The sequence below is a fragment of the Cellulomonas hominis genome (assembly GCF_005239125.1).
Taxonomy (GTDB): Bacteria; Actinomycetota; Actinomycetes; order Actinomycetales; family Cellulomonadaceae; genus Cellulomonas; species Cellulomonas hominis_A.
On record NZ_SZYE01000211.1, the window covers coordinates 1 to 6,128 of the forward strand.

The 6,128-nt window shown below is 78.5% G+C and carries 5 protein-coding genes; 1 reads left to right on the forward strand and 4 read right to left on the reverse strand.

Annotation, left to right across the window (positions count from 1 at the left end; genetic code table 11):
* The coding region (locus FA014_RS17220) for a helix-turn-helix transcriptional regulator (protein ID WP_195969343.1) at window positions 1-498 on the forward strand (498 nt) is incomplete at its 5' end.
* Between the two features lie 14 nt (window positions 499-512).
* On the opposite strand, the gene FA014_RS17225 is transcribed toward FA014_RS17220, so the two are convergent.
* The 4 genes from FA014_RS17225 to FA014_RS17240 form a co-directional block, all read right to left on the reverse strand.
* Window positions 513-1,010 carry a hypothetical protein gene (locus FA014_RS17225; RefSeq protein ID WP_154730864.1) on the reverse strand — a complete coding sequence of 166 codons (498 nt, stop codon included), beginning with the start codon at window positions 1,008-1,010 and terminating at the stop codon, window positions 513-515.
* 10 nt (window positions 1,011-1,020) lie between these two features.
* A complete protein-coding gene (locus FA014_RS17230; protein ID WP_154730865.1) occupies window positions 1,021-1,503 on the reverse strand; it encodes a DUF1269 domain-containing protein in 483 nt (160 codons plus the stop codon).
* Window positions 1,504-1,629: 126 nt separating this feature from the next.
* Entirely contained in the window at window positions 1,630-2,589 is a 960-nt protein-coding gene (locus tag FA014_RS17235; RefSeq protein WP_154730866.1) for a hypothetical protein, read from the reverse strand.
* 9 nt (window positions 2,590-2,598) lie between these two features.
* The coding region (locus FA014_RS17240) for a TM0106 family RecB-like putative nuclease (RefSeq protein ID WP_154730867.1) at window positions 2,599-6,128 on the reverse strand (3,530 nt) is incomplete at its 5' end.

Below are 6,128 nucleotides of genomic sequence, written 5' to 3' on the forward strand. Positions count from 1 at the left end.
CACGCCCGCGTCGCGGCCGGGTGGGCGGCGGACACCGGTCAGGCGCTCACGCAGACGGAGGCGTGCCTGCTGCTCGCCGACCTCGCCGAGGAGCGCGACGCCGCCCACCTCGCCGACGACCTGGTGCGGCGCGCGCTCGTGGTGGCCGGCGCGGAGCGGGTGGTCCGGCCGTTCGTCACCCCGGGCGCGCCCGGTCAGGCGGCGCTCGCCCGGGTGCTCCCGGGCCGCGGCGACGCCCTGTCCGCGGTGCTGGCCGAGCGCGTCGGCGCCCCCGAGCCCGCGCCGGAGCCCGAGCCGCTGGCGGTGCCGCTGACCGACCGGGAGCTGAGCGTGCTCGCCGCGCTGCCGAGCATGGCGAGCAACACCGAGATCGCCGACGAGCTGTTCGTCTCGGTGAACACGGTGAAGGCGCACCTGAAGTCGCTGTACCGCAAGCTCGACGTGCAGACGCGCCGGGCGGCGGTCGCGCGGGGGCGGTCGCTGGGGCTGCTCGGCTGACCGGCCCGCGGGCGTCAGTGCAGCAGCGTGTACTTCAGCACCACCAGCGCGACGCCGAGCAGCCCGACGCCCGCGGCGTTCACCACCCGCGCGACCCCGCGCACGCCGCCCGCGGCGGCCATCCGCCAGCCGACCGCGACCAGCAGGGCCGTGTTCGTCAGGAGCGCGACGCGGACCCCGGTCCCGGGTGCGACGCCCAGCAGCGCCTCGGCCAGCAGCACCGCCACCGGCACCAGACACGCGGCGACCAGCGGCACGCCGTCCGCGACGACCTCCCGCCGCTCCTCGGCGTGCAGGCTGCGGCCGAGCAGGGTGCGGGTGGCCGTCCAGTGCGCGTAGCTCTCGGCGGCCCAGTACACGGCGAGGGTGCCCACCAGCGCGACGGCCAGCCGCGCCAGGCCGATCGTCTCGGGCGCGGCCGCGAGCACCGACCCGGTCACCACCAGGCCGTAGAGGTGCCCGGCCCGGCGCCGGACCAGCCGCGGCCGGGTCAGCGGCTCGGCGGCGGCCACGGGGCGCCGCTCAGCCGAACGTCTCGAGCAGCAGGCTCTTCTCGGCCTCGGTCAGGTTCGTCGCGACGAGCCGGGAGCCGAGCCCGTGGAACCGCTCGCCGAGCCGGTCGAGGTCGCCGTCCTGGGTCACCGCCAGCAGCACCGACGTCCCCTCGGTGGTCTCGTCGCGCAGCGTGACCAGGTCCTTCTCGTCGATGCCCACGCCCTCGACCGACTTGGCCAGGGCCCCGATGCCCGCGCCGGCGGCCGCACCGAGCAGCGGGACGAAGAACAGCCCGCCGACGAGCAGGCCCCACAGCGCGCCCCAGCCCGCCGCGTGCTTGCCGCCCTCGTGGTGGTGGTGCAGCTCCGGGCGCTTCTCGCCCTGCGGCCAGGACACCACCGCGGAGTCCACGACGGTGACGATGCCCTCGGCCTGGGCGTCGCGCAGCGCACCCCGCGCCCGCTCGGCGCCCTCCGGGGTGTCGAACTTCCAGGCGGTGAACGTCGTCATCGTCGTCCTCCTCGTGCGGCGGCGTGCGGCGCGCCGGTCCGGGTCCGGGCACGGTGTGCCCGCACGTCACTGTCCCGCCCGCCGCCCGCGGACCGGCTCACCCGCCCGGGGTGAGACGTCCGCGGGTCAGGCGGGTCCCGGTCCGTCGGCCCAGGCCAGCACGCGCAGCGCGCGCAGCGTCACCCACCGGCTCGGCTCGCCGGCGCCGCCCTCGAGCGTGAGGTGGACGTCACCGGGGTGCACCCGGTCCAGCGCCCACCGCCCGTCGTCCCGTCGGCGGGACCGCACGTGCGCGACCGCCTCGGCCGTGCGCGGGTCGGGAGGGGACCCGGCCGCGCGCAGGTGGTCCAGCGCCCGCAGCACGTCGTAGTGCCAGTAGAACGGGAACGCGAGGTCGAGGTACGCGGGGTCGACCACCTCGCCGGTGCTGAGCCGGCGCAGCAGGCGACGGGCGAGCAGGTACTCCTCGCCGCGCAGCCGGGCGGCGCGCACCGCGTCGGCGCGGGCACCGTCGGCGGTCCCGGCGGCGCGCTCGTACGCGAGCAGCCCCTCGAGCACGCACATCGTCGTGTCGAACGACGACCGCACCGACCCGTTCTCCGCCTCGCAGTTCCAGCCGCCGTCGGCGAGCTGCTCGCCGAGCAGCCGGTCCACCACGCCGGACACGTCGACGCCGAACAGCGCGCCCGTCTCCACGGTGCGGCCGTTGATGCACGGCTCGACCTCGCCGTCGAAGTACCGCTGGCCGGCGTGCTCCCACCGGGCGTGGCGCGCGACCAGGTCGACGGCCTCGCGCGCCTCCGGCGACGCCGGGTCGAGGCCGAGCAGGCCGAGCGTCTGGAGCGAGTGCATCGTCGCCGTCCACGGCTGGCCGGGGCCCCCGCCCCGGTAGCCCGCGGGGAAGCAGGCGCCGCCGGCCCACAGCCCGTCCGGGTCGCGGGCGGCGAGCAACCGGGCGCCCCAGCCCTCGCGCGCCACCCGGGCCCGCTCGGCGGCGACCTCGTCCGGGGCGGCACCCGACAGGTCGCGCAGCACCTGCCACCGGATGGCGGGGTCGCCGTCGAGGAGCCACGCGAGGACGTCCATGCCGACAGGCTAGGCGCGGCTCCCGGAGGCCGCGCCCGTGCGGGGGAGACCGGCCGGCCGCTCACCCGGGGCCGGGACGCCCGGGACCGCGCCCGGCGCGCCCGGCGCGGCGGACGGCGGCGCACCCAGCCGCAGGAACGCCCCCAGCTCCGCGAGCTGCGCCGGGCTGCCCGGCAGGTAGTCGGTGAGCCGCGGGGACCGGACGACCACCGCGGCCCACTTCCCCCGGGACAGCGCCACGTTGAGCCGGTTCCGCGACAGCAGGAACTCCATGCCCCGGGGCACGTCCTCGGGCGTCGACGCCGCCAGCGACACCAGCACGACCGGTGCCTCCTGCCCCTGGAACCGGTCGACCGTCCCGACGCGCACCCCGTCCAGGCCCGCCGCGGCGAGGGCCCGCGTGAGCGTCCACACCTGGGCGTTGTACGCCGCGACGACCAGCACGTCCGCGGCGGCGAGCGGCCGGGTGGTGCCGTCCTCCGTCCACGCCCGGCCGACCAGCGCGCGGATCTCGTCGACCACGCGCGCGGCCTCCTCGACGCTGGAGACCGCGTTGCCGTCGTGCTCGACCAGCACCGTGCGCACGCCCGCGGGCACCCCGTCGAGGTGGCGGGCGGCCGCCGAGGGGACCGCGTGCAGCCGCCCGTCGTACGCGAGCTCCGACACCGGCGCGCACAGGTCCGGGTGCAGCCGCCAGGTCGCGTCCAGGAAGTACCCGAGCCCCGGCGGCAGGGTGTCGTGCCCGTCGGTCAGCCAGCCGAGGGCCGAGGTGTCGACCGGCTCGGGGTGGTGGCCCTGCGAGACCTGGGGGAGCTGCTGGGGGTCGCCGAGCAGCAGCAGGTTCCGGGCCGACGTCGAGGCGGCGAACGTGTTCGCGAGCGAGAACTGCCCCGCCTCGTCGACCACGAGCAGGTCGAACCCGCCGCCGGGCAGCCGGTCGGGGTGCGTGAGGTCCCAGAGGGTCCCGCCGACGACGAACCCGCCGCGCTGCGCGGCGTAGAACCGGCCGAACGCGCCGGTGCCGTCGAGCGCGGTCCACGCGGGGGCGCCGGTGGCGCCGGGGCGGGGCTTCTTGCCCACCGCGGCCGGGTCGACGCCCGCGGTCACGACCCCGCCCAGCAGGTGCTCCACGACGGCGTGCGACTGCGCGACGACGCCGACGGACCAGCCCTCGGCGACGAGCGCGGCGACGACGTGCGAGCCGGTGTGCGTCTTGCCGGTCCCGGGCGGCCCCTGGACCGCGAGGTACGAGCCGTCCAGGTCGCGCAGCGCGGCCGTGATCGCGGCGACCGTCCCGCCCGGGCCGGGCGCGGGCAGCGGGCGGCCGGACCGGGTCCGCGGTGGCAGGCGGCGGGCGAGGTCGAGGGCGGGCTGGGGCGGGACGGCGGGCAGCCCGGCGGCGACGCCCTCCGCCAGCCGGCGCAGCGCCGCCGCGATCGTGCCGGTGGGCGGGGGCGGCGTCGGGCCGAGCCCCATCGGCAGCCGGTCGTGCGGCGCCCAGGCCGCCTGGAGCCGCTCCGTGACGAGCAGCTCGTCGCGGGCGTCGGGGCCGTCGCCGGCCGAGGTGACCTCGACGACGGTGAACCCCTTCGCGCACCCGCGGCTCGCGTGCGGCGGGGGGACCGCGTGCTCGGGCGCGGGGGAGTCGAACAGGCCGAAGCAGGTGGCCCCGGCGCGCAGCTCGCTGCCCGGCTCCAGCCGCCCCGTCATCCGGAGCAGGCGCTGCTGGGTGCGGGCCCGCGGCGGGGTGTGCCAGGCCGTGGCCACCTCGACGTGCTCGGCGACGAAGGTGGACCGGGGGTCGGTCCAGTCGGCGGGGTCCGCGGACAGCCGGTCGTAGTGCGCCCACCAGAACGGCTTCTGCTCGCGCCAGTGGTAGCCGAGGGCGGCGCCCAGCAGGGCCACGGCCTGCTGGTCGGGGGTGCGGCGGCCCGGGTCGTCGTCGCGGTGGGCCGGGTCGTCGGCGTAGGCGGCGAGCGCCGCGACGAGGGCGTCGTGCTCGGGGGCGTCGCCGGTGCCGGTGGTGGCGACGTCCGGGGCGCCGCCCGGCGCGGCCGGCCGCGGCCGCACGCCCCGCTCGGCGGCGCGGGCCAGCAGCCAGTCCCGCAGGTGCCGCGTCGACGCGCAGTCGTACGCGTTGTACGCCGCGATCGCCGCCAGCGCCGCGCGCCACCCGGCGTCGTCGCCGGCGTCGCGGAGCGCGCAGGCCTGCGCGTACTGGTCGATCGAGTCGCCCGCCGTGGTCACCTCGCCCGTGCGGTGCCCGGGCATGTACAGGGGCTCGAGCTGCTTCAGCGACGACGAGCGCTGCCCCGTGCGCAGCGACGCGCGCACGGTGGCGTACAGGTCGACCAGGACCCCGGCCCGCAGCAGCTCGTCGACGTCCGCCTCGCCGACGCCGTGCCGCGCCGCGAGCCGGAGCAGGGCGGTCCTCTCGTACGGGGCGTAGTGGTAGACGTGCATCCCGGGGTGCGCGGCCCGGCGCTCGCGCACGTACGCGAGGAAGTCGACCAGCGCCTGCCTCTCCTGCGCGCGGTCGTGCGCCCAGAACGCCCGGAACGGCGCCTCCCCGCCCGGCGAGGCGGGCGCCTCGACCACCCCGAACAGGTACTCCAGGCCCCACGTGGCCGGCTGCCCGTCCGGACCGACCTCGCCGGCCGAGTACAGGGGGTCGCCCTCGAAGTCGAAGAACACGTCGCCGGGGTCCGGGGCGGGCAGGGCCCCGACGGGCGCCGCGTCGACCAGCTCGAACAGGACCGACCCGTCGCCGTGGTCCTGCCGGGACTGCAGCGCCGCCTGCGCCCGCAGCGCCGCCAGCGTCGCCGTCCCGATCCCGTCGACCGGCGCGGCGCGCGTCGCCAGGTCCTCGACCGTCCGGACGCCGGCCACCCGGAGCCGCGCCGCCTGGGACGTCCGCACGCCGGCGACGAGCAGCACGTCCCGGCGCGCCTCGAGCTCCGGGGCGCACACGGCGCACCGCCCGCACGCGCGGTACCGCGGGTCGCCCCAGGCCGCCGCGGCGTCGTCGGCGCGGTGCGCGTCGAGCAGCCGGTGCAGGCGGTCCCGGCGGTCCCGGTAGACCGGCACCAGCTCCCGGAGCCGGTGCCGGGTGGTGCGGCCGTCGCCGAGGACCAGCTCCGCGTGGTCGGTCAGCGCGATCCCGTCGGCGGCGAGCTGGTCGGCGTACGCGGCGACCTGGAGCAGGGCCGTGGGCCGCTCGTGCCGGGCGAGCTTGGCGTCCACCACCGTGTACCGCGGCGTCGGGTGCCCCGGGTCGCGGACCAGGAAGTCCGCGTACCCGGTGAACGCGCCGTCGAACAGCGCGGCCTGGCCGAGCACGTCCACGCCGCCGCGGAGCAGCGCGAGGGTGCGTCCGTGCGCGGCGGCGAGCCCGGCGGCGGTGCGGTCCGCGGGCCGGGGGGAGCACCAGCACGCCGCGTCCCGTCCCGGGGTCGTACGGACCGAGCGCGGCCACGTGCGCCTCGAGCAGGCGCCGCTCGTGCGCGGCACCCAGCCGGCCCGCGCGCGCGGCGGTGGGG

Coding starts and splice junctions, on each gene's coding strand:
- FA014_RS17230 (WP_154730865.1), bottom strand. CDS start 1,503: ATGACGACGTTCACCGCCTGGAAGTTCGACACCCCGGAGGGCGCCGAG.
- FA014_RS17235 (WP_154730866.1), bottom strand. CDS start 2,589: ATGGACGTCCTCGCGTGGCTCCTCGACGGCGACCCCGCCATCCGGTGG.